Raw genomic sequence first — 23,400 nt, forward strand, 5'->3', positions numbered from 1 at the left:
TACCTGATATATAAATTGACGTATGATAATTTGAATTGAAATAATTTTTCACTGCATAAGGTGATCCATGCATTCATTTGATGACTATTACTACTTTTACTTGGTGGTGAAACATGGCGGTTTTAGCGCTGCAAGTGAAGCATCGAATATTACAAAATCAAAATTAAGCCGACGCATTTTAGATCTCGAAGCCAAATATAATGTCACCCTGATTCAGCGTTCTACCCGACACTTTAAGGTCACGACATTAGGCCAAGAATTGTATGAAGAATGCATAAAAGTGATCGAACAAGTTGAATGTGCGCATCAGGTGCTCCTGAAGCAAAAAAGTGAACTTGAGGGCTTGGTTAAAATTAGTTGTCCACCCGTCATGATGGAACATCAAATTCGCCCCTTGTTAAATCAATTTTTAAAAGATCATCCCAAAGTTCAGGTCGAACTTGAGCTGTCTAGCCGCCGTGTAGATGTCTTGCATGACGACATTGATTTAGCGATTCGTACCAATTTTAGTAAGAATGAAGACTCGAGCATTATTGTACGTGACGTGATTAAAACCGTGCATTGCTTAGTGATTAGTCCAGATCTTTTACAAGGACGCGAGTTAAAGCATATTACGGAATTGACAGAATTTCCGAGTATCGTTTTAGGTACACAGAAAAACCGCTATCAATGGCATTTGCATCATACCGGACAGCAAGAGCAGATTGAAATTGCCTTACAACCTCGGATTAAAAGCAATGACTTAGCCGGTGCTTACTATGCAGTACTCGATGGTTTAGGCATTGCAGACTTACCCTATTTAACCGTGCAAGCAGATATAGAGGCAGGTCGTTTAATTCACCTCTTCCCCGAATGGTGCTCAAATGTCGGTAAGGTACAATTGGTATATGCTTCCCGCAAAGGTCAGCGCTTAGTCATGGAGAGATTAATTGACTATTTAGTCGCTGGAATTCGTGACTATGCTCCAAAACATGATGGCTATTTAGTTTAATGTTCTAGAACCACAAAAAAAGCCAGAACTCAGTTCTGGCTTTTTTAAATCTACGGTTGGATCACCAAATTAGATTTTACCCACTAGGTCGATCGATGGTGCAAGCGTCGCTTCACCTTCTTTCCATTTTGCAGGACATACTTCACCTGGGTGTGCATGTACATATTGAGCAGCTTTTACTTTACGCATCAATTCAGAAGCATCACGGCCGATACCACCTGCATTGATTTCAACGATTTGGATTTTACCTTCAGGGTCAATTACGAAAGTACCACGGTCAGCTAGACCGTCTGCTTCAATTAAAACATCAAAGTTTTTCGCAAGTGTCCAAGTTGGATCGCCAACCATTGGGTATTCGATTTTCTTAATTTCTTCAGAAGAATCGTGCCAAGCTTTATGCGTGAAGTGTGTATCAGTAGATACTGAATAAATTTCTACGCCCATTTTTTTGAATTCAGCATAGTGATCAGCAAGATCGCCTAATTCTGTTGGACATACAAAAGTAAAGTCAGCAGGATAGAAAAACACCACAGACCATTTACCATAGAAGTCTTTTTCTGAAACTTCAATAAATTGACCGTCTTGGTAAGCGGTAGCGTTAAATGGTTTTACTTCAGTATTAATTAAACTCATTTGATATTCCTCTAACTCATTTCAGGGATTGCTTATCTGTTGAAGCTAGAATACGAAATATCAAACCATAGGTAAAACCGAACTTTTTTATAAAAACTATCGGATTTTTAGATTTGTTATTTAAATCAATCTTTGCCTTTCCATCGTGCAAACCAATCAAGTTCAATGGGTGCAAGCCTTTATATCCATAAAGAGGGTCTGCCAAGCAGCCTGTGTAAACTGTTGTTTATAGTGTGATGGTGGCGTTTTGACTTTATGTGATAACCATGCCCGACAATAATTTTCCGTTGCCCCTAAGACCAATGACATCATTAATTCTTTGGGTAAATGCTCAATCAAATGCCAATCGGGTTGTGCGGTCAACCAATCCAGTAGTGCGCTATTGCATTGCAAATTATGTTTTTTTAACTCGGCTTGTAGCGTTTCCTTACGCATACTAAACCCTGCCGCATACAAGAATCCTGCAAAATCTGGATAGGCTTCGACCCAGTCTATATACGAGCACAAAATGGCTTGAATGCCTTCCTGCAGCGATTGGGCCTGTGTCAATGCATCTGCCCTTTTCACAAATTGATCTTGCAACGCCGCAAAATACAATGCCGCCACTAAACCATCTTTATTTTTAAAATGATGGTAAATCGCGCCAACACTGGTCTCTGCACGGTCTCTCACATGTTCAATCGTCGTCGTTTCAATCCCTTGCTCTAAAAAACATGCAAGGGCTTCTCCTAAGATCTGCCGTTTAAGTTCCGCTCGGCGACCACTGTAAATTCGTTGCAATAATGCTTGATTTGACGACATCGATACCTTCCCTTTGATCGGGTCATTTTAAAACAATGTTGGCTTTTTTTAATAGCTGTGACGTCATTTACGCCATTAACAGAACAATATTCTGTATTAGAATTATATTCTGAATAATGACGGATAATTAAGCATGAGCCAAGCATTAAAATTATGGAAGACCTTCCAAAACAAACCCGCAGGGAAATGGACTTTTTCAAAATTGCTGTGTTTGAAAGCACCGTATTTCAGCAGTATTTCGCCTGTTTTTGATGAATTAAAGCCCCAATACTGTGAACTACATATAAAAAAACAGCGCAGCGTGCTGAATCATATTGGCACTGTCCACGCGATTGCCATGTGTAATATGGCTGAATTGGCTGGCGGTACCATGACCGATGTGACCGTTCCGAGCAGCCATCGTTGGATTCCCAAAGGCATGACTGTGGAATATTTGAAAAAAGCCGATACAGATTTAACGGCCATTGCCACGCCTGTCGATGCTAATTTTACGTGGAATGCAGGGAGTGATTATTTGGTGAATGTCGTGGTGAACAACACGCGTAATGAAGTGGTTTTTAAAGCCGTAATTACCATGTGGGTATCAGCAAAAAAATAAGTCATCGACTCAATTGCAGCATGAAACTGATCTTTCAAAATAAGCCATGCATAAAAAAGCCCTCAAGATTGAGGGCTTTTTTTTGATGATGATCTACCGTTTTAAACGCTGTATTTAAGGTTTATTAGAACGGTAAGTCGTCATCTAAATCTGCTGCAGCAGGAGCCGGTGTCGGTGCAGGCTGTTGTTTTGGCGCAAAACCACCTGGGTTGTTGTTGCCATAGCTGTTGCCTTGAGCCGGTTGGTTATTGCCATAACCGCCTTGGTTTGAGTTATTACCGTAGCCACCTTGGTTTTGGTTATTGTTATAACCACCTTGTTGATTATTAAAACGAGGCTGACCAAAATCGCCGCCTTGACCTTGTTCGCCTTGTTGGCGGTTATTGTCAAGCATTTGCATTTGTTCACCACGAATTTCAGTCGTGTAACGCTCTTGACCGCCTTGATCTGTCCACTGACGAGTACGTAATGAACCTTCAATATACACTTTAGAACCTTTGCGCAAATATTGCTGTGCAATTTCACCTAAACGGTTATGCAACACAATACGGTGCCATTCTGTTTGCTCTTTACGCTCACCTGTATTTTTATCAGTCCATGAATCACTCGTTGCAATTGAGAACTGAGTGAGAGAACCACCATTTGGGAAAGTTTTTGTTTCAGGGTCACGACCTAAAGTACCAACTAAAATGACCTTATTTACACCACGCATCAGACGTATTCTTCCTATTTGTTTCTATTATTTACTTTATAAGAGTTATGCTTAAATGGCTACCTCTTTCCCTAACAAGTGCGTTAAATGTTGTCGCGCAGATTCATCCATCTGCTGCTTATCCACTTTTACATAAGCCACTTGCTGGTCAGACATCACCACAACTTCTTCAATACCACGAATTGCTAAAAGCTGAGAAGTCCATTCATCCGTTTCTTTATCTTCAGGCAAACTAAACACCATAGACGATAAATAACGCGGCTGAGCCAATCCAAAACTAATGATCAACCATAAAATGGCTAGCCCTGTCAGGATGCCCCATCCCATTGCCGTATCATTTAGCAACAAAAGTTGCCCGCCAATCATACCACCAAAAAATGCCCCCAGAAACTGACTGCTGGCGTTCACGCCCATGGCTGTTGCTTTGGATTGAATTGGAGCCGCTTTTGATAACCATGACGGTAATAATGCTTCCATCACATTAAATGCAATAAAGAATAATCCTAAGCCAGTAAGCAGAATATATTTAGATTCGAAACCAAAAATTAAGATGCCCAATCCTAGAATAATGCCACCAATGGCGGTCAAGAAAATGCCGCGCATTTTGCGATATTTTTCCGCCAAAATAATACTTGGAAATGCAAAAAACAGGCTCACGACCAAAAGCGGCAAATACACCAGACCATGTGAATGTAATGGAATATTGGCAAAGTCAATCAACTGAGACGGCACATAGATAAACATCGCTGTGAGCAGTAAATGCAATGAAAAGACTGAAACATGTAAACGATTTAGATCAGGCATTTTCAGTACTTGCTTTAACTGCGTCAGATAACCTTGTTGAAAATTTTTATGATGACGCGTTACTCTCGGTACCAATAGCAACATCGCAATCGCGGCAAGTCCCATGATGGTGGTCACCCAAAATAAACCCGAGATGCCGACTAAACCCGTGAGCCAAGGCCCAAGGCTAAACGCGACCACAAAGGACAAACCGATACTCATCCCCATCATGGCCATGGCTTTAGTACGCTGTTCTTCACGTGTGACATCGGCTAACAAAGCCATCACTACGGCAGATACAGCACCACCACCGGCAATCGCACGCCCGATAATCACGCCATAGATACTATCGGACATTGCAGCAATTGCACCACCTAAAGCAAACAACAGCAGCCCGATCACCACCAACGGTTTACGGCTATAACGGTCTGCAATCAAACTAAACGGAATCTGTAAAATTGCTTGGGTCAACCCATAGACACCCACCGCTAAACCAATAAGTGCTGGTGTTGCCCCTGCATATTGCTGACCTGCCACAGAGAAAACAGGAATAATCATGAACAGCCCCAGCATACGTAAGGCGAAAATACTACTCAAAGCAAAAGTTGAGCGTCGTTCAAGAGCATTCATCATAGCTGGTTAAAAATTCATTAATCTTGGAATGGGATTATAGGACATTCAGCTTAAAGCGAAGCAGGATTTTTATTGATTTTAAATATCCTGATGATTGGACAAATAAAAAGCGCAGCTGATGCTGCGCTTTTTGGGAGATTTTAGGCAAATTTAAATTAGCCTAGATTTTCTTGACGCTTTTTATATTGAATTGAGGCAATCACAGCCCAAACAATAAATGCCACACCAATTAGACCCGTTACCACTTCAGGGACATGAAGACCTGTGCCACTCGCCAACATAATGAAGGCCAAAGCACCAATCGCATAATGCGCACCATGTTCAAGGAAGATATAAGCATCTAAGGTGCCTTTATCCACTAAGTAAATGGTCATTGAACGCACGAACATAGCACCAATAGCAAGACCGAGCATAATGATTACGACATCAGAGGTAATCGCAAATGCACCAATCACACCATCAAAACTGAATGAGGCATCGAGTACTTCAAGGTAAAGGAAACCACCAAAACCTGCTTTGATCACGCCCGTCGGTACGCCATTTGCGTCATGTCCAACCGCATTACCGTTTTCATCAACTTCAGGTTCACCACCCAATAAATGACTCAGTACTTGGACACCGATATACACCACGATCCCCCAGATACCCGCCATCACTACCGCTAGACGAGAGGCTTCGGCTACGTTTGCTGCCATTACCAATAACGCAATTAGGGCAATAAACACGGACATCGCAGGAACGTTTGCAAGATTAGCTAAACGGCGCTCTAGCCAACGGAACCAATGGGTATCTTTCCCTTCATCTAAGAAGAAGTTCAGGAACACCAATAATAAGAAAGCACCACCAAAGGCCGCAATTTCTGCATGATGGGCCATCAATTTAGCTGAATACTGAATTGGATCATTCAACGCCATTTGAACCACTTCCATTGCACCCATGTCTGCGGTCACAGCCACGATCACAATTGGGAAAATCAAACGCATACCGAATACAGCAATCACGATCCCGACGGTTAAGAAAATCATTTTCCAAAAATGATCCCAACCACGGAGTACCGATGCATTCACTACAGCGTTATCAAATGACAATGATACTTCCATCACTGCCAAAATTGCAGTAATGGTCAGTGCTGTCAGCATGGCTTGCACACCTGCATTTGGGCCATGATTCAGACCCCAATATGCAGAAATGGCAAGACACACGATCGTAAAGACGATTGAGAAACCAAAATGTTTCATCATGAGAGATCGACCTATTCATTCAATAAGATTTCAAAATGAGGGAATACCCAGTTTGAAGCTAAGTTTATGGCGCAATTATGCCGCTTTTCAGGATTGAAACCAAAAATTATTCGTTACATTTTGAATAAACACTCTAAGATGGAGGCTCTCAATTACATCGCATCATGGTGTAGACCCGTCTTTCATTTTTAACGACAGGAATGTTCAATGCGTTTTTCTGAAGAAGTTTGGCAACGTAATACCGCGTTATATCAGCAGATACTCCATCTACCGTTTAATCAGGAATTGGCTCAGGGCAGCTTAAGCCGCGACGCCTTTTGTCACTATGTCATTCAGGATGCCCATTATTTATTGGCCTATGGTCGTGCACTTGCAGTGTGTGCAGCCAAGGCATTTGATGCCGACGATGTGATTCAGTTTTCTGAAGCGGCAAAAATTGCCATCGTGGTGGAACGCAGTCTGCACAATGACTTTATGCAAGGTTTCAACATCAGCAAAGAACAGTTTGAAAATACTCCACTGACCCTTGCCTGCCATCATTACACTTCATTTCTAACAGCGACAGCATGGTCAGAAAGTTACCCTGTGGTCCTTGCCTCACTCCTGCCTTGCTTTTGGATCTATGCTGAAGTCGGCAAAGCCATTGTCAGCCAATCTGTGCCGAATAACCCTTACCAAGCATGGATCGACACCTACTCAGGTCAAGACTTCAACAGCGCTGTACAAAATGTGATTCAAACCATTGATCGAGTGGCGGCTCGCTGTGATGCAGATACACGTGAAAAAATGCATGCGGCTTACACGAACGGCGCAAAATTAGAATGGATGTTCTGGGACAGCGCGTATCAACAGCGGACTTGGCCCATTGAATAAACCTGTGATTTTAGCTGTATAAAAATTTAGGGATCTAAAATTGCTTTTAGATCCTTTTTTTATACGGTTGGATTCGGTTTTTAGAATGACCTTGCATGATCATTTTAAGCATTAGCGTTTAAAACGATACCATCCGAGGAAAATCCCCATCGCGATAATCACCAAGAAGATCGCAAAACGTGCTTCACGCAATTCACTGCGCGCTGCTTTGCGTTCCTGCATTTCTTCTGAATGAAATTGTGATTTGATCATCGGATCAAGTTGAGCAATGGCCAATAAATCCTTGGGCTTTTCACCTTTACCTAAAATCAAATACAGTCCTTTCACCTGCATTTCATTGAGTTTACCCAGTTCAATATTCAGTTGAGTTGCGTGTGCATTATAGTCAGGCACCCAATCTTCTACGCGGGCATATACATGGGCACGACTAGCATCAAAGATTGATGCATCCTGCACTTTCTTGCCAGTTTGATCTTCCAGTTGTTCACTCAGATCGGAAAATTGGGACAGTACATAGTCTTTTTTCTGTGCCAACTGCACGCCGTCAAAACCGTACTCTTGTATTTTTTGTGCAGGATTATTTTTCAACAATAAACCTTGAGGAACGACTTTAAAGTCCAGTACGGTGTTATCAGGGACTTGGTTGGTTTGCAGCACCATATATACTACAGACCATAGCTGTTCATTTTGCGCGACCGCAGGCACGCTCACGCTATAGCGCTGCTCTTCTGCAGGGTCAATAAACTGTTCAAACGCGAGGATTTGACTGTCTTCAGCCCACAGGATTTGACTTGAAAACATGAGGCAGATGATCACCCAAAATTGTTTTAACATTATTTGCTCTTATCATGATTATTTGCTGTTCTGGCAGAATTATAATCAATTATTCAAATACTTACATTTTAAATCACACATTTAGTGATTGGAAATTCATCATAATTTAATACAAATCTATTGTTTTATAAATGATCTAGAACCGATAAAAAGTTAATCTGAAACAGCATCGATATAGGCTTTTGATGCTTACTGAAAACTCTGCCATGCATAAATCAAAACAGCCGCAGCAAGCACCCAACTCAACGTTGCTACACTCAAACATGCCGTTAAGCTCAAACGTGTTGCGAGCAGATACACCATTAATAAATAAATGAAATAGGGGATGAGAGACCAGAGTCCAAACAGTGCTGTTTTTTGTAATGCGGCTGCACCCTGATCATTTGCCACAATTACATGGGCAATCAACGCAAAAGTCGGAAACAATGGAACCAAACCTGCAATATAAAACGCCTTACTTTTAGACAGCAAAGCAATTAATACCACAACAAAGGCACCCATTAAGCTTTTGAGAAATAAGGACAACATGGCATTCTATAGTTTCGAGAAAACTGCATTTTACGCCTTTTCTGCGATAGTCCTGAGATTTTCCAATGCATTTTTATGCGCATAGCACAGGAGATTTAAACGATGAACTTAAAAAAGTCATAGCGCCTTGATCTTTATGCACCTTTACACCATAGGCTAGATGTAAAGCGCGCTTTTTGTTGCTCAGCCATTTGCTTAAACTGCGCTTGAACTTTTAAATCTTCAGCACTCATCAAATGTTGATTGTTTTCAACAATTGCCAAAACCAAATCAAACTGTTGAGGAATTTTTTCGCAAGCCAGCTGCTTTTTTTCAGCTTCTGTTTTGGCTTGACCTAATTTCGCAATATACAGATCAATTTTTCACTTTCGGTATTCAGCGCCAAAGTTGCTTGTTCTAAGCTGTCATATTTTTGCGCTTTCGGTGTGTGGTTCGGGGTACATGCACTCAAAAACACACTACACATCAATAAACCCATCACACCTAATATTGGATTGAGATGAAGTTGCCATTTCATGTTAAAAGTCCTAGATTGCTGATTTGCAGATGTTTTAGGGCATCGGCACAGACAGCTATATTTTGATTCGGCCATTTTTCTCACAAAGTCACGCATAAATCTAGGTTTAAATTACACTTGAACATTTTTCATGCGCTATCATATATAGGTTTTTCGATGAATATTTTAGGACCCCTTGCATGAGCCAAAGCCATATCCGTATTCGAGGCGCACGTACCCATAACTTAAAAAATGTGTCACTCGATATTCCACGCGACAAGTTTGTGGTCATTACGGGTCTTTCTGGTTCAGGGAAGTCCTCTTTGGCTTTTGATACCTTGTATGCTGAAGGTCAACGTCGCTATGTTGAGTCCTTATCTGCCTATGCACGCCAATTCCTTTCGCAAATGGAAAAGCCCGAAGTTGACTCGATTGAAGGCTTGAGTCCTGCGATTGCCATCGAACAAAAATCAACGAGCCACAACCCACGCTCAACAGTGGGAACAATCACCGAAATTTACGACTATTTACGTCTACTCTATGCCCGTGTCGGCACGCCGTATTGTCCTGAACATGATCTCCCGATGGTGGCTCAGACTGTGTCTGAAATGGTTGATACCGTCAAAGGTCTAGAAGAAGGTACGGCGCTTATGTTGCTTGCCCCTGTGGTCCGTGACCGTAAGGGTGAATACACCAACTTATTTGAACAATTACAAGGTCAGGGTTTTGTCCGTGCCCGTGTCGATGGTGAAGTCATTGATATCGACACACCACCCGAATTAGACAAAAAGAAAAAGCACACCATTGAAGTAGTGGTCGACCGTTTTAAAGTACGTGATGACCTCGGTAACCGTATTGCAGAAAGCTTTGAAACTGCACTACGTATGGGTGGCGATATTGCCATTTTGTCGTGGATGAAAGGCGAACAAGAAGATCGCGTATTTTCTGCGAAACACTCTTGCCCTGAATGTGAACGTGCCGTTGGTGAACTTGAACCACGGCTATTTTCCTTCAACAATCCATTCGGTGCATGCCCTGTTTGTGATGGTTTAGGCACACGCAGCCATTTTAGTGCTGACAAATTGATTCCCAATAATGAAGTTTCGATTAGCCAAGGGGCAATCCGTGGTTGGGACCGTCAACGTCCGTATTACTACAGCATGATCCAAAAAGTTGCCGATCATTTTGGTTATTCTCTAGACACACCGTGGAATGAACTCGATGCCGACACCAAAAAGAAATTCCTTTATGGTACAGGCAAGGAAAAAGTTGACCTCAGCTATATTGATGAACGTGGTCGTTCGCACAAACGTGTGCAAGCCTTTGAAGGGATTCTACCTCACCTAGAGCGTCGCTATCGTGAAACGGAGTCGAACTATGTGCGTGAGGATTTAGCACAGTATTTATCCAATGCCGCATGTGATGCTTGCGGTGGCTCACGTCTCAATGAAATTTCACGTCATGTCCGAGTTAAAGATAAAACCATCGCGCAAATCACCAAGATGTCGATTGGCGATGCTGAAAGCTATTATCAAGACCTCAACTTAAGCGGTGCCAAAGGCGAAATTGCTGACAAGATTTTCAAAGAGATTCGTGAACGTTTGCACTTCCTAGTCTCTGTCGGTTTGAACTATTTAAGTTTATCGCGTTCGGCAGAAACACTGTCGGGTGGTGAAGCTCAGCGTATTCGTTTGGCTTCGCAAATTGGCGCGGGCCTGATGGGCGTAATGTACGTGCTGGATGAACCCTCAATTGGTCTACATCAGCGTGATAATGACCGCCTATTGGAAACCCTAGTACGTTTGCGTGACTTAGGTAATACCGTATTAGTTGTAGAACATGATGAAGATGCGATCCGTGCCGCCGACCATATTATTGATATTGGCCCCGGTGCAGGTGTGCATGGCGGTCATGTCATTGCCGAAGGAACTTATGATGAAATTTTGGCAAACCCTGACTCACTGACAGGTCAGTATTTATCAGGCAAGTTAAAAATCGAAGTTCCAAAACAACGTGTACAGCCACCCAAACCTGAAGAGCAAATCAAGTTAATGGGCGCTGCGGGTCATAACCTAAAAAATGTTGATCTGACCATTCCTTTAGGGGTAATGACCTGTGTGACAGGTGTGTCGGGTTCAGGTAAATCGACACTGATTAACCGGACATTATTGCCGCTTGCAGCAACCCAATTGAACGGTGCAACCACACTGACTGCGGAAAAATTTGACTCGATTGATGGCTTACAATTCCTCGATAAAGTCGTCGATATTGACCAAAGCCCAATTGGTCGTACACCACGTTCAAACCCTGCAACTTACACTGGTTTGTTCACCCCTATTCGTGAACTGTTTGCGCAAACCCCTGAAGCCAAAGCGCGTGGCTATGCTGCAGGTCGTTTCTCGTTTAACGTGAAAGGCGGTCGCTGTGAAGCCTGTGAAGGTGATGGGATGATTAAGGTTGCAATGCACTTCTTACCTGATATGTATGTGCCTTGTGATGCCTGCCACGGCAAGCGCTATAACCGTGAAACGTTAGAAGTTGGTTATAAAGGTCGTAACATTTCAGATGTCTTAGAAATGACGGTTGAAGATGCCATGCATTTCTTTGATGCTATTCCTGTAATTCACCGTCGTTTGGAAACCTTGAACCAAGTGGGCTTGGGTTATATCCGTTTGGGTCAGTCTGCAACCACACTTTCAGGTGGTGAAGCGCAGCGTGTGAAATTGGCACGTGAGTTGGCGAAACGCGATACAGGCAAGACTTTGTATGTGCTTGATGAACCAACGACAGGTCTGCACTTCCATGATATTGCCAAGTTGCTCGACATCCTGCATGAGCTACGTAATAAGGGTAATACCATCGTGGTGATTGAGCATAATTTGGATGTGATTAAAACTGCCGATTGGATTGTGGACTTAGGCCCTGAAGGTGGTGCGGGTGGCGGTATGATTATTGCCGAAGGTACACCTGAGCAGGTGGCTAAGAATAAAGTATCGCATACAGCGAAGTTCTTAAAGCCGATGTTGAAGTGATATAGAAAGGGCTCATAAGAGCCCTTCTTTTTTAAAGTTATCTATTACAAATTCAATGTTTTTCTTATTTGCTAAATCATTACTAGAATTAAGTTTATTAACTAAAATTGCTTCGATACTTTGCTTGATTAAAGGCGTTAAAGCTATATCTATCTTCTGCTGTAGGATTCGCTCCATTATTTTTCCTTTATGAATCTTTTTTAACTCCTCATCTACTGAAGAGTCTGAAAAAATAAAATTCTCCCAATCATTTTGAATTGCATTTTTTAGCACTAAGTTCGCTTTATTCTTGATTCCTCCATCTAAGATATACACCTTTAACACATCGAATAAAGGGGGCAATCCTGCTTGTGGATTTTTTGCTTTCCAACGCTTGATATACCAATGGAAGAAGTTTTCTTTTTTATAACCAAATGATGTAGCATTATCCCAAATATACTCATAACGTTCATGTAATTCTTGATCAAGCCAATCCATAACATTTCTTTTAAGTTTTTTTGATAAATCATTTCGTCCAAACTTTTTAAGTAGAAAACAATAAAAATCTAACTCTTGTAAATCTGTAAACTCTATTGACGATGTTGACTTCTCAAATAAACAATCACAATAATCTTGATCTACCTGTAAGTTTCGCCATTGATTCATTAAAGTGCGGAGTTCTTTTGTTATTAAATTATTTTTTTCTAATATATAATCTGAATTAGCTAACTCTCTTAGTTTCGAATAATCTAAACTACCCTCTTGATCAAACCATTTTTTATACTCAATTAACCATTTCCCTAAATCAGTAGTAAAATGATATGAGACTTTATTAAGCTGATTTAATACTTTAAATTTTGTTCCCTGCAACTCCTCATCTTCAACTTGATCCATTAATTTGATAGCATTTTCAGGTGTAAAATCATTCCATCCTAAATTTAAACCTTGACCATAATCCTCAATCAAATATCCTTGTAAAACTCTAATTAAAATAATTTCTTTTGTTGAGTAAGCAACTTCTGCAGGTAATTGTTCTAGAAACTGCTTATACAGTTTTATTACTTTTTGAAAAAATCTAAAATTATGAATCTCTAACTCTTCAGCAAATTTAATCATCAAATTAACTAAATCGTCATCTATATCTTTTGTTTTTGCACGAATCAAAGGCTCAACAGAATTAATTTTGATAGTTTCATCAATCAACTTTTCTTTATATTCCACATATTTCTTCTTATTTTCATCTTCATTTTTTGACTCATCTAAAATCAAAACAACTTGGCAATTTCGCTCTAATTTCAGTTGATTCGCCAAGCCCATTACATCTTTGATGTCTAGATTTTTAGACATTCGTTCAAAGTCATCAAAACAAATAATGGCATCTTTAACTTGAGCATATAACATGGATTCAAAAATTCGTGCAGAAGAACTAATTCCATATTCGCTGCTCGTTAGTTTAACCTCTCTTAAAGCTGTAAGTCCCTTTTTGATGAATGTGGGTATTTCAAAGTTCTTTGAGGATTCTTGATTAAAGTAATTACTACTCATATTTGTGGATATAGCAGCTTTAAGATCAGATAAATTTTCTATACCAAACAATGATACATAAGCATATTTTTTACTAAATATTCTTTGATCTTTATTTCTTTGAAAAGCTGGCAAATGTTTAATTTTTTCTTCTTCAAATTTTGCACGTATTTCTAGAAATTTATTCCACGCAAAAGTTTTACCTACTCCCCAACAACCTGTAATCGCAATTGCGATCCCATTATTATTATTTGTTCTAAAAATTTCTTCTAAACGTTGTTCTTGAGACTGGTTCATTTTCTTGAAATATTAATAACTTGTACCTTTTATATCTGCAAAAAAATATAAATTCAATCTCATAACGGCGACATGGATGTCGCCTGTTTGACTGGGGCATACGGATGTACTCTCAGTCAAACAAAACATTTTGCCTACTTTTGTGCTTTCAAAAGTAGCAACGTCCTACACAATGGAAACTCAACCCCAATGCAAAGCGAGGACATGCAAATTCAAAATTCAAAATTCAAAATTCAAAATTCAAAAAATTAACGTAAATAATGAAACACTCCCAACTTATCCAACACATCCAAAGTTAACTGCTTACGCTCTGCCACATCATCCCCTGCTGCCATCAGCAAATTCAAACTAAACGCCGTGATCTTGCCATGACCATCATCCACCCAACCGGTATACCAACCGACTTGAGGTTCCACATCCATACCCCAACCACTCTTGGCATATAACTTCGCATCCCCACGGCTTTCAATATAAAGCATGTCTTTGACTTGCTTTTGTACCGCGACATCAAACGGTAATTTCTCTGTCGCAAGCTGATACGCAAATTTGACTTCTTGTTCAGGCGTAATCTTTAACGGCCCAACCAACCAAAAATTATCCACCTGTTTGCCAATATTGGCATTGCCAAAACCGACCCGTTTGACTTCTTGTTGCATTAACGCCAAACCTATTCGCCTTGCCAGTTCCTGATATACAGGAACCGCAGACGCTTGCATGGCTTCGCCCAAAGTCAGGTCTTTTTCCCATGACGGGAAAGCACGTTTTTCACCTTTCCATTTAAAAACTTCAGTGGTTGTCACCTTCTGATGCTGCAAACCAATTAAAGCATTTAACATTTTAAAGGTAGATGCAGGAATGTATGCTGTCTGAGCACGCTGTAAGTCATTGCCATAATCGCTCATGCGCTGACCATCAAATGTGACAATTACCGCCTGTGTCTGTGCTTGATTAAATAAAGACGGAATTTCACTCATCCGTGAATTTTCTAAATTGGCTTGAGTGGTTTGTTTTAAGTGTTGAGATGAATCCAACATGCCTTCATTTGCTGTACATGCTGACAAACTCAGGATAGTCATCAACGATAGATATATTTTTTTCATTGCACTATTTTTATGGCGTTTAAAGTCCACAGTATAAGATGAAGTTCAAACCTGAATTGTGTACTTTTCAACAGTCTTGTATCTGTTCCAAACTTAGCTTAACCACTATTTATTTTTAAACAAAACATCCTTATGATGACGCCTATCGTGGACTCAACAACGAATAATTTTTAATTTTTTAAAATATAAAAGCATACTAACAATGAATAAATTTATCTTAAGTTTCAGCCTCTTATTATGTCCGATATATAGCTTTGCCGATGGCTATCTAAACGAATACATGGTGCTGTTTGTCTCACAAGAAGACCCCGATCTTAGCCCATGGAAAGATAAGCCGCAGTGTAAAGCCCTCAGCACCCCGACTTCACACAAAGGGATCTATGAAAATCAATATGTCTATGCCAATGGCAATGCCCTGACCACCATCTTTCTGAGCAACAGCAAAATTAAAAATGGTGAATGTGAACATCTCATTCACTTTCCAGATGGTATTCAAGGCTCAGGCGTATTTGAAAGTTTCTTCCCCAACGGCAAACCCCGTAGCCGCATTGCTTATAAAAATGGGGAGTACGAGGGCAAACTTGAGTTTTGGTTTGCCAATGGGATAAAAGAGCAAGAAAGTAGCATCATCAATGGCGAGTCCCAGGGGGATTACAAAATTTGGCATCCCAATGGCCAACTGGCTTTTTCTCAAAATTATAAAAATGGTCTCGAAAATGGCCTGCGCCAACGCTGGTACAGTAATGGTAAACCGTGGACATATGCCAATTTTCAAAACAATAAATTGATTGGCGAGCTGAAAATGTGGTTTGAAAACGGCAAACTAGAACGCCAAGGTTATTATCGTAATGGCGTTCGTCATAACAGTTATAAAATTTGGTATGACAATGGGCAACCTGAAGCGGTGCTTCAGTACAATTTAGGCAAAATTACCCAAGCCCAGTGTTGGAATGTAGATGGTAGTCAAATGAACCAACAAGCCTGCAATAAATTATATAAAGATGAAGATTAATTCATTTGTCTGGCTAACTTTATGAATCTGCCAAGCTGCGTTTAGACTGAAACACGATCACGCCCCGCAGCTTTGGCTTTAAACAATGCTTGGTCTGCTCGCTCTAATAAATCGATCCAGCTTTCGGCGCCAACAGCAACACCAATACTCACCGTCACAATGAGATCGGCTTCGTCCTCTGCCAAATTAAAATTCACATTCTGAATATCGTGCCGTATGGTTTCGGCAATGTATTGGGCTTTGAGCATATCAATCTCCTCGATCAGGACTAAAAATTCATCTCCACCATATCGCACCACCAAGTCGGATGAACGAATATGTTTTCGTAATTGATTGGCAACATGTTGAATCACCAAATCGCCGACAATATGCCCATAGCGATCATTCACCTGTTTAAAGTGATCAATATCAATCACGATCAGTGCTGTATGTAAAAATCCTGAATTTTGGCTGTCGCGAAATTTAATATATTCATCTAAGGCAAAACGATTGGCGACATTGGTGAGTGAGTCAGTATTGGCAATATGTTTAAGCTGAAATTCAAAGGCATCACGCTGTTCCAACATGTTTTCAATATGCTGAATGGCATCAAATAAACTGAGATAACCTACTTTGGCAGGTTCAATCACGCCTTGATCCATTTGTCGGTGCCGAGCCAGTTTAAATAACTGATTACGAGCACGAATTAAAGGTTCAAACACCCATTTCTTGGCATAGAACATCGTTAATAATGCAGTCAGTAATGACACGAGCGAGACAAAAAGCGTGAAAATCAATTTATTTCGCGCTTCACGTTGTTCATCCGCAGCTACTTTGAGACTGTAATCTAAAATATAACTTTGCAATTCCACCACTGTGACAAATTTATTGACCATTGCATCAGTGAGCTGGGTGCCATCCATGTGATAACGCTGATGTTGAAGACTTTTTTGAGTCAAACCATCAATAATTGGCAAACCTTTATCTAAAAATTCCGTCCTTACCGCATGATGTAACTGTTTAAACTCGGGAGTTTTGTCATGTTCAGACTGCACGACATTGATCAATTCCCATAGATAGCGTGTTTGACGCTGGGTTTGTAAACTCCGCGCTAAATTTTGCTCTGGAATTTCCTGTTGAAATGATACCGCAGCCATAATATTTGATGCGACTCTTCCCGCCTGATCACGTAATTCTGCCAGTAATAAAATCAGCGTGTAATAATTCGATACACGAGTATCTTTACCATGAGAATGATTGACCAATTTCTGCATGGCAATATAGCTTTGATCCCAAGCTTGGAACATCGCCAAAATGGCATGATCCAATTTTTTAGCTTCACGTTGTTGTGTCGGCAGCGCAATATATTGATCGACCGTTTTGCGACCCTGCAACAAATATGGATATAAATTGGACTCTAACTGCTGGGCGATCGGTGCAAAGCCCGTTTCTTTTAAAACTTTCAGTGTATCTTGATATTGCCGATCAACGCCTTGACGATATTCAGCCAACTCAATAATTTTTTGCTCGCGCTGTTCACCTTGACTCGACATTGCACTGTTAGCTGGCGCACGTTCACGGGAAATTTGGTTGGTTAAATCTGCCACCATTTTCAGCATCTGAATTTCTTTCAGCGCTTCGGCACTTTTGAGGTAGTTTTGATTGCTGCTCACAATCAATGGAACACTGATAAATACGATAGACAAGACGATTACTAGCATCGCAAGTTGCAAGCGCTTACTAATATGCTCTGTTCGTAATGTTTCCATCTATTTTATGCCCCAAAATTGTTGCATACCCCAACCCACTTCTCAACTAAACGCGGGAATATTTAAATTAATGATCAATAATTTATTAATTTGTAAAATGAACATTTATAGCTCTAAATTCTATACAAATATGCTTAATCTGTCACATTTTTATCACTTTAGAACGAGATAATTTGCTAAAAAACAGCAGCATATTTCAAAGTGAAATATTTTTTATTAACTTGTTTAAATAAATATTTACAATTGCAATAAATTGGTGCAGAATGCACCGTATTAGGGCACACTAGATTTCTTCCTCAGCAGAATATTTTAGTTTCCCGAAAATTTTGGCTAAAAAATCCTGATTTTCCTTGAAAATCAGGATTTTTTTTGTCTATATCACTTTAATTGAAAGATAAATAGAATTATTAACGCACCATAAAAGTGCATTTATTTCTACGAGATATTTGCTCTATATTTTATCTTTAATATAAAGTTGCATTTTTGAATAAAAAAAAGCCCAACCTTGGGGAAAGCTGGGCGAATAAAAAACAATAATGGAGAATCAGGGTCAAAGTCACACTTTTAAACCGTGTGACGACTCGATTGGCAAATTATGAATCAAATAAAACCTGATGTAAAGCCAAGTATTTCACTAGGATATTAAAAATATCACAAAGACACATATTTAAGTGATATATCCCTCAAACTTAAAACAAAAATGTCTATTTAATATACAAATAAGTGGTTTTAGCCCAACAATTCAGCAGTCAAAGTCCCGATTTATTACCTCAAATGCGTGAAAAGCGTTAGAATTTACCCACTACAATAAATGTTATTTTGAATTAAAATAACAATAATAATTGTTATTTCAGATTGAAAAGTTGTGTATTTTTTCAAGTGTATTTTTTTAATTAAGAATTTAATCAAACTTACTTAATTGTTCTCAATGATTTTTTTTTCAGTGACTTATTAGTTAGAGTAAAAACTGAATTTCTTATTATGAAATAAAGATCTGAGTCAGAGACTGAATAATAACCTTTAGGATCATTGACTTAATATATTGTTACAATACAATGCTCAATGTTTAATCCATTTGTAACAACTGGTAGAAAATCATGAAAAAACTCGGTTTAGCCACTGCTTTATTATTAGCCATGACCGGTGCTCAAGCTTACCAATTTGAAGTTCAAGGCCAAGCAGAATACATCGACACAACTGCAAATGACAAAGATTTCATTGGTGGTGTTCAAGGTACTTACTACTTCAAAAATGTTGACTCTACAAAAGGTCCTTTAGCAGAAGCTGCATTCTTAAACCAAGCTTCTAACGTATCTGTTGCTTACAACTACGGTGAAGTTGGTTCAAAAGGTACTGACGTAATTGCTCATAACTTCGGTGCTAAAGCTGAAGCTTATGTTCCAACTAAAGTTGTTCCTGTATACGCTAGTGCTTCTTACAGCCACACTATCCTTGACAGCAAAAATGCAAACAACACTGATGACAACGGCGACCGTTATGCATTAGAAGTTGGTGCGCTTCCAACTCAAAACTTCTTAGTTGCTGTTGGTTACACTAGCGTTGCTGACCAAGCTGCTGTTGACGCATTCAACGTTATGGGTAACGGTGTTGCTAAAGCTGTTGCTGAAGCTACAACTATTGGCCAAGACCAAGACGCTATCACTGCACGTGCTAAATATGTTGGCGCAATCGACGACACTAACATGGCAATTGGTTTCGAATCAGGCATCATCTACGGTGATGACACTGCTTACCAATTCAAAACTGATCTTTTCGTAACTCCTAAATTAAGCGTTGGTGCTTCTTACGCTGAATCTAGCTTTGAAGGTACTCCAGACTCAGCTTGGGGCGCGAATGTAAACTACTTCATCACTCCTGCTGTTGCAGTTGGTGCTAGCTATGTAAATGCTAATGCTAAAGAAGTTGTTGCGCTTGATACCCAAACTGTTGGCGTAAATGCTAAATTCCGTTTCTAATTTATATTAGATCCTGAAGACAAAAAGGACGCATGTGCGTCCTTTTTTACTGCCATTATTTGTCTTTAGGTTCATGACGTTCGGGTAAATGGGCAATATATTGCAAGGCGATTAAGCGTGAAACGATGAGAGCCAAATACATCACCCCGCAGAACATTTGAAGCATGGCCAAGACCCGTGCTGGCGCACTCACGGGCATGAGATCCGACAAGCCCGTTGCGGACTGCAAACTAAAACTTAAAAATAATAAATCTAACCACGACTGCATGCCCGGCGCTGCAGGATTCACAAAACTATCCGGATAAATCAGCTGACAAATACTATAGAGAAAGGCAAAACCCCATGCGATGAGGGTAAAAACTGCTCCTGCTGCAAAGAGTTCATCTTTGGTTAAATAGCGATCTGCGAACATATAACGCAATACGCCATAAGCGGCACTAAAATACGCACAGGCTTCAAAACCATGCGCAATAATTTGAATATTCGGATGATTTACACCCAGCATAATCAAAGTAGAAAACAATACGGCGCAGCCAACAAAACTCAGTCCTAGAATCGTAAACATTGGAGTTTGGCGAATCACTTTGGCAATGATCAATAGTACCGACACCCCAAGTACCCAAATTAGCGCACGAAAAGACAGACTTTCTCGGGTAATCGCGGTTAAAACCAAGATCAGAAACTGCACCAGTAACAGCCATGCTGAAGGTAAAAGTCTAAAGCTTTTCCAAAAATCTACAAAACCTTGCATTATTTTCAATCTCTATATTTTTTTCATGCGCTGAAATGATTGATCTGAAGCATCATCAACTGATTGATTTTAAATTAGCACGAAGTGAGTTTTTTTTATTGCAAAAATTTGTTGATCTTAATCTGAAAAAGCATCCATATGAGCACTGTTCTAGCTGGGTTTCTTATTACCAAAGAGGTTCAAAAAACCTACTGTAAGTTTCAGTTTTCAGGCACATATTCAAAGGAATCTCCTACGTGGTAGATTTCATTATGAAAAAACATCTCGTATTTGCACCCCTCTGTCTGCTCATGCTCTCTGCCTGTACACAAGACAGTCCACTCCTCAAAGGCCATGAAAATTATGTGGGGACTTGGCAAAACAACCACAGTGAGTTAGTGATCAAAGCGTCGGGCGAAGTGACGTATCACCATCAAGAACATACCGAAAAAAGTATTGCCAACCAAACCTTCAGTGGTGCTGAACAGTCGCGAATAAAAGCCCATTTGAGTAGTTTTGGTGATCAGAGCTTTAGCATCGGTCAGGATGATTTCTCTCAACAATTCACCATTTAGCGCTCACCTTATCAAGATGATCAGGGCCATTGGAAAATGTCGGTCAATGGAGAAAGTTATACACGCAAATAGGACAGAGATTTGTCCATGATCCACTGCTCCATATAATTTACTTAGATATAAAAAAAGCCCCTTGTTAGGGGCTTTTTAGGCGATTCAGATTAGTGATCTGAAGCACCTGAGATACCAATACCAGTTTGTGAACGTACATACTGTGCATCAAATGCTTTGCGCTCTGCTTGTGCTTGTGCTGAATTATCAGTCACAGAGAACAACCAGCAGCAGATGAACGCCAATGGCATTGCAAAGATTGCAGGACCATTGAATGGGTTAACTGGTGTTTCAGAGATTGCAAATGTATCTACCCAAACTGCTTTAGACAATACAATGAGAATCACCGCAGTTGCTAAACCAACCACACCACCAATCACCGCACCACGCGTCGTTAAACCTTTCCAGAACATCGACAATACAAGCACAGGGAAGTTTGCACACGCTGCTACAGAGAATGCCAAACCAACCATGAATGCAACGTTTTGTTTCTCGAACAAAATACCTAAAATCATCGCGAAGATCGCAAGACCTAAAGTCGCGATTTTAGACATACGAAGTTCAGATTCTGGCGTTGTTTGACCTTTCTTGAATACGTTTGCATACAAGTCGTGAGAGATTGCCGATGCACCTGACAATGTTAGACCTGCAACTACTGCAAGAATCGTTGCGAATGCTACCGCTGAAATGAAGCCCATGAACAAGTCACCGCCCAATGCATCAGATAAATGCACCGCAGCCATGTTGTTACCACCAACAAGCTCTAGCTTGCCAGTTACCGCCATTTTCGCTACATCAAGGAATTGTGGGTTGTTTGAAACATAAAGGATCGCACCAAAACCAATGATGAAAGTTAAAAGGTAGAAATAACCAATGAAACCTGTTGCCACAACTACTGATTTACGCGCTTCTTTCGCATCTTTTACTGTGAAGAAACGCATTAAAATGTGTGGCAGACCTGCTGTACCGAACATTAATGCAAGACCGAGAGAGATCGCATCAATTGGGTTTGCAGCCAATTTACCAGGCCCCATAATGTTTGCAGCTTCAGTTAAAGATACATCATGCACCTTCGAGAAAACTTGGATCGATTGAGAGAACATTTCAGAGAAGCTGAAGCCCACGCCTTTCATGACCATGAATGCCATGAAAGTTGCGCCAGAAAGTAGCATCACTGCTTTAATGATCTGTACCCAAGTTGTTGCCAACATACCACCGAAGATTACATACGCCATCATCAGTAGACCAACGATCACAACCGCAATGTTGTAGTTTAGACCGAATAGTAGTTTGATCAACTGACCTGCACCCACCATCTGTGCAATCAAGTAGAACGCGACAACCACAAGCGAGCTGACTGCTGCAAGTGTACGTACAGGTTTCTCAGCCAGACGGAATGACACCACGTCAGATAAGTTGAACTTACCTAAGTTACGCAGACGCTCAGCCACCAAGAACAGTACGATTGGCCAACCCACCATAAAGCCCAATGAATACAGCAAGCCGTCAAAGCCAGAGCTGAATACCATTGCGGAAATACCGAGGAACGATGCTGCTGACATGTAGTCACCGGCAATCGCTAAACCATTTTGGAAACCCGAAATACCACCACCGGCAGTATAGAAGTCTGCAGTGTTCGTGGTTTGCTTCGCTGCCCATTTTGTAATAAACAAAGTCAAACCAACAAAGATTGCGAACATGATAATCGCATGCCAGTTGGTTGCTTGTTGTTGTGCTTCACCTAAATCTGGTCCTGCCATTGCCATGCTTGACATGAGCAGAGCGGGAGCCGCCAGTGCTGTTGCTTTCAATGAATTCCATTTCATCTTAGTGAAGTCCTTTTTCTTGAGTAATTGCTTCTACTTCACGCATTGCTTCTTCGTTTAATGCATCTAATTTATTATTTGCAATGTACGAATACACACCACAGAGCAGGAATGACAATACAATAATGCTCAAACCTAATGGCATACCAATCGTGGTCACACCACCACTCACGGATTGCATCAAGAACTCTTTGTTATAGCCCACAAGTAGCATGAAGCCGACATAGACCACCAACATGATGATCGTCAAAGTCCAGCTCAATTTACTTTTACGGCTAACCATTTCCTTAAATTTTGGATTCTGTAGAATTTGTTCTACCTGTCTCTCATCCATAATGTTCTCCTTACGCCGAACCTTGGCGCGCAATTTTCTAATTCGAATTATTTCGAAGCTAAACTTACCAATGTTCCTTATCTCTTGTAATTT

At 40.5% G+C, this 23,400-nt stretch carries 22 protein-coding genes; 7 read left to right on the forward strand and 15 right to left on the reverse strand.

What is annotated here, in order from left to right:
- The first annotated feature begins 67 nt into the window (after positions 1–67).
- Positions 68–991: a LysR substrate-binding domain-containing protein gene (locus tag AC4CU0_RS14070; protein WP_490743358.1), complete on the forward strand. Its 924-nt coding sequence runs from the start codon at positions 68–70 to the stop codon at positions 989–991.
- Between the two features lie 69 nt (positions 992–1,060).
- On the opposite strand, the gene ahpC is transcribed toward AC4CU0_RS14070, so the two are convergent.
- The gene (gene ahpC / locus AC4CU0_RS14075; RefSeq protein WP_078190520.1) at positions 1,061–1,624 is read right to left on the reverse strand and encodes an alkyl hydroperoxide reductase subunit C; all 564 of its coding nucleotides are present in this window, start codon (positions 1,622–1,624) and stop codon (positions 1,061–1,063) included.
- A gap of 162 nt (positions 1,625–1,786) precedes the next feature.
- Complete coding sequence (locus AC4CU0_RS14080) at positions 1,787–2,425, reverse strand: TetR/AcrR family transcriptional regulator (RefSeq protein WP_180059338.1); 639 nt, start codon at positions 2,423–2,425, stop codon at positions 1,787–1,789.
- Between the two features lie 133 nt (positions 2,426–2,558).
- Here AC4CU0_RS14080 and AC4CU0_RS14085 point away from each other — a divergent pair, with 133 nt between their 5' ends.
- A complete protein-coding gene (locus AC4CU0_RS14085; RefSeq protein ID WP_078190522.1) occupies positions 2,559–3,023 on the forward strand; it encodes a hotdog fold domain-containing protein in 465 nt (154 codons plus the stop codon).
- A gap of 124 nt (positions 3,024–3,147) precedes the next feature.
- On the opposite strand, the gene ssb is transcribed toward AC4CU0_RS14085, so the two are convergent.
- The 3 genes from ssb to AC4CU0_RS14100 form a co-directional block, all read right to left on the reverse strand.
- Positions 3,148–3,735 (reverse strand): single-stranded DNA-binding protein, encoded by a 588-nt coding sequence (gene ssb, locus AC4CU0_RS14090; RefSeq protein ID WP_078190523.1) that lies wholly within the window; start codon positions 3,733–3,735, stop codon positions 3,148–3,150.
- Between the two features lie 51 nt (positions 3,736–3,786).
- Positions 3,787–5,151, reverse strand: a complete 1,365-nt coding sequence (locus AC4CU0_RS14095) for an MFS transporter (RefSeq protein WP_490743359.1) — start codon at positions 5,149–5,151, stop codon at positions 3,787–3,789.
- 155 nt (positions 5,152–5,306) lie between these two features.
- Positions 5,307–6,392 carry a DUF475 domain-containing protein gene (locus AC4CU0_RS14100; RefSeq protein WP_427988028.1) on the reverse strand — a complete coding sequence of 362 codons (1,086 nt, stop codon included), beginning with the start codon at positions 6,390–6,392 and terminating at the stop codon, positions 5,307–5,309.
- 207 nt (positions 6,393–6,599) lie between these two features.
- Here AC4CU0_RS14100 and tenA point away from each other — a divergent pair, with 207 nt between their 5' ends.
- Positions 6,600–7,265: a thiaminase II gene (tenA, locus tag AC4CU0_RS14105; protein WP_180022380.1), complete on the forward strand. Its 666-nt coding sequence runs from the start codon at positions 6,600–6,602 to the stop codon at positions 7,263–7,265.
- A gap of 111 nt (positions 7,266–7,376) precedes the next feature.
- Here tenA and AC4CU0_RS14110 read toward each other — a convergent pair whose 3' ends face one another.
- From AC4CU0_RS14110 to AC4CU0_RS14125, 4 genes are all read right to left on the reverse strand, one after another.
- A complete protein-coding gene (locus AC4CU0_RS14110) occupies positions 7,377–8,099 on the reverse strand; it encodes a hypothetical protein (protein ID WP_490743360.1) in 723 nt (240 codons plus the stop codon).
- A 189-nt stretch (positions 8,100–8,288) separates the two neighbouring features.
- Positions 8,289–8,627, reverse strand: coding sequence for a GlpM family protein (locus AC4CU0_RS14115; RefSeq protein WP_180065212.1), 339 nt, complete (start codon positions 8,625–8,627; stop codon positions 8,289–8,291).
- A 134-nt stretch (positions 8,628–8,761) separates the two neighbouring features.
- The gene (locus tag AC4CU0_RS14120; RefSeq protein WP_490743361.1) at positions 8,762–8,890 is read right to left on the reverse strand and encodes a hypothetical protein; all 129 of its coding nucleotides are present in this window, start codon (positions 8,888–8,890) and stop codon (positions 8,762–8,764) included.
- Between the two features lie 71 nt (positions 8,891–8,961).
- Entirely contained in the window at positions 8,962–9,144 is a 183-nt protein-coding gene (locus AC4CU0_RS14125) for a hypothetical protein (protein WP_490743362.1), read from the reverse strand.
- Positions 9,145–9,323: 179 nt separating this feature from the next.
- Here AC4CU0_RS14125 and uvrA point away from each other — a divergent pair, with 179 nt between their 5' ends.
- The gene (gene uvrA, locus AC4CU0_RS14130) at positions 9,324–12,155 is read left to right on the forward strand and encodes an excinuclease ABC subunit UvrA (protein WP_180024597.1); all 2,832 of its coding nucleotides are present in this window, start codon (positions 9,324–9,326) and stop codon (positions 12,153–12,155) included.
- Between the two features lie 12 nt (positions 12,156–12,167).
- Here the strand turns inward: uvrA and AC4CU0_RS14135 are convergent, their stop codons facing one another.
- Entirely contained in the window at positions 12,168–13,955 is a 1,788-nt protein-coding gene (locus AC4CU0_RS14135) for a KAP family P-loop domain protein (RefSeq protein WP_490743363.1), read from the reverse strand.
- 248 nt (positions 13,956–14,203) lie between these two features.
- Positions 14,204–15,055: a class D beta-lactamase gene (blaOXA, locus tag AC4CU0_RS14140; RefSeq protein ID WP_490743364.1), complete on the reverse strand. Its 852-nt coding sequence runs from the start codon at positions 15,053–15,055 to the stop codon at positions 14,204–14,206.
- A gap of 202 nt (positions 15,056–15,257) precedes the next feature.
- Here blaOXA and AC4CU0_RS14145 point away from each other — a divergent pair, with 202 nt between their 5' ends.
- A complete protein-coding gene (locus AC4CU0_RS14145; protein ID WP_490743365.1) occupies positions 15,258–16,067 on the forward strand; it encodes a toxin-antitoxin system YwqK family antitoxin in 810 nt (269 codons plus the stop codon).
- A 41-nt stretch (positions 16,068–16,108) separates the two neighbouring features.
- Here the strand turns inward: AC4CU0_RS14145 and AC4CU0_RS14150 are convergent, their stop codons facing one another.
- Entirely contained in the window at positions 16,109–17,815 is a 1,707-nt protein-coding gene (locus tag AC4CU0_RS14150) for a GGDEF domain-containing protein (protein WP_490743366.1), read from the reverse strand.
- Between the two features lie 1,097 nt (positions 17,816–18,912).
- Here AC4CU0_RS14150 and omp33-36 point away from each other — a divergent pair.
- Positions 18,913–19,791, forward strand: coding sequence for a porin Omp33-36 (gene omp33-36 / locus AC4CU0_RS14155; protein ID WP_490743367.1), 879 nt, complete (start codon positions 18,913–18,915; stop codon positions 19,789–19,791).
- 55 nt (positions 19,792–19,846) lie between these two features.
- On the opposite strand, the gene AC4CU0_RS14160 is transcribed toward omp33-36, so the two are convergent.
- Positions 19,847–20,542 (reverse strand): ion channel, encoded by a 696-nt coding sequence (locus AC4CU0_RS14160; protein ID WP_180010633.1) that lies wholly within the window; start codon positions 20,540–20,542, stop codon positions 19,847–19,849.
- 251 nt (positions 20,543–20,793) lie between these two features.
- On the opposite strand from AC4CU0_RS14160, the gene AC4CU0_RS14165 reads away from it, so the two are divergent.
- A complete protein-coding gene (locus AC4CU0_RS14165) occupies positions 20,794–21,096 on the forward strand; it encodes a hypothetical protein (protein WP_490743368.1) in 303 nt (100 codons plus the stop codon).
- Positions 21,097–21,257: 161 nt separating this feature from the next.
- Here the strand turns inward: AC4CU0_RS14165 and AC4CU0_RS14170 are convergent, their stop codons facing one another.
- Both AC4CU0_RS14170 and AC4CU0_RS14175 read right to left on the reverse strand, forming a co-directional pair.
- Positions 21,258–22,973 carry a cation acetate symporter gene (locus tag AC4CU0_RS14170; protein WP_180063017.1) on the reverse strand — a complete coding sequence of 572 codons (1,716 nt, stop codon included), beginning with the start codon at positions 22,971–22,973 and terminating at the stop codon, positions 21,258–21,260.
- A 1-nt stretch (position 22,974) separates the two neighbouring features.
- Positions 22,975–23,307: a DUF485 domain-containing protein gene (locus tag AC4CU0_RS14175; RefSeq protein WP_078190540.1), complete on the reverse strand. Its 333-nt coding sequence runs from the start codon at positions 23,305–23,307 to the stop codon at positions 22,975–22,977.
- Positions 23,308–23,400: the final 93 nt, after the last annotated feature.

Source organism: Acinetobacter sp. LipI_15 (genome assembly GCF_058242865.1).

Bases quoted from the DNA above. Each gene is read 5' to 3' on its own strand.
- AC4CU0_RS14110 (WP_490743360.1), bottom strand. From the start codon at position 8,099: ATGTTAAAACAATTTTGGGTGATCATCTGCCTCATGTTTTCAAGTCAA.
- AC4CU0_RS14080 (WP_180059338.1), bottom strand. From the start codon at position 2,425: ATGTCGTCAAATCAAGCATTATTGCAACGAATTTACAGTGGTCGCCGA.
- AC4CU0_RS14085 (WP_078190522.1), top strand. From the start codon at position 2,559: ATGAGCCAAGCATTAAAATTATGGAAGACCTTCCAAAACAAACCCGCA.
- AC4CU0_RS14135 (WP_490743363.1), bottom strand. From the start codon at position 13,955: ATGAACCAGTCTCAAGAACAACGTTTAGAAGAAATTTTTAGAACAAAT.
- AC4CU0_RS14115 (WP_180065212.1), bottom strand. From the start codon at position 8,627: ATGTTGTCCTTATTTCTCAAAAGCTTAATGGGTGCCTTTGTTGTGGTA.
- AC4CU0_RS14125 (WP_490743362.1), bottom strand. From the start codon at position 9,144: ATGAAATGGCAACTTCATCTCAATCCAATATTAGGTGTGATGGGTTTA.
- AC4CU0_RS14160 (WP_180010633.1), bottom strand. From the start codon at position 20,542: ATGCAAGGTTTTGTAGATTTTTGGAAAAGCTTTAGACTTTTACCTTCA.
- AC4CU0_RS14145 (WP_490743365.1), top strand. From the start codon at position 15,258: ATGAATAAATTTATCTTAAGTTTCAGCCTCTTATTATGTCCGATATAT.
- omp33-36 (WP_490743367.1), top strand. From the start codon at position 18,913: ATGAAAAAACTCGGTTTAGCCACTGCTTTATTATTAGCCATGACCGGT.
- blaOXA (WP_490743364.1), bottom strand. From the start codon at position 15,055: ATGAAAAAAATATATCTATCGTTGATGACTATCCTGAGTTTGTCAGCA.
- ahpC (WP_078190520.1), bottom strand. From the start codon at position 1,624: ATGAGTTTAATTAATACTGAAGTAAAACCATTTAACGCTACCGCTTAC.
- AC4CU0_RS14100 (WP_427988028.1), bottom strand. From the start codon at position 6,392: ATGATGAAACATTTTGGTTTCTCAATCGTCTTTACGATCGTGTGTCTT.
- AC4CU0_RS14170 (WP_180063017.1), bottom strand. From the start codon at position 22,973: ATGAAATGGAATTCATTGAAAGCAACAGCACTGGCGGCTCCCGCTCTG.
- AC4CU0_RS14150 (WP_490743366.1), bottom strand. From the start codon at position 17,815: ATGGAAACATTACGAACAGAGCATATTAGTAAGCGCTTGCAACTTGCG.
- AC4CU0_RS14175 (WP_078190540.1), bottom strand. From the start codon at position 23,307: ATGGATGAGAGACAGGTAGAACAAATTCTACAGAATCCAAAATTTAAG.
- tenA (WP_180022380.1), top strand. From the start codon at position 6,600: ATGCGTTTTTCTGAAGAAGTTTGGCAACGTAATACCGCGTTATATCAG.
- AC4CU0_RS14070 (WP_490743358.1), top strand. From the start codon at position 68: ATGCATTCATTTGATGACTATTACTACTTTTACTTGGTGGTGAAACAT.
- AC4CU0_RS14095 (WP_490743359.1), bottom strand. From the start codon at position 5,151: ATGATGAATGCTCTTGAACGACGCTCAACTTTTGCTTTGAGTAGTATT.
- AC4CU0_RS14165 (WP_490743368.1), top strand. From the start codon at position 20,794: ATGAAAAAACATCTCGTATTTGCACCCCTCTGTCTGCTCATGCTCTCT.
- ssb (WP_078190523.1), bottom strand. From the start codon at position 3,735: ATGCGTGGTGTAAATAAGGTCATTTTAGTTGGTACTTTAGGTCGTGAC.
- uvrA (WP_180024597.1), top strand. From the start codon at position 9,324: ATGAGCCAAAGCCATATCCGTATTCGAGGCGCACGTACCCATAACTTA.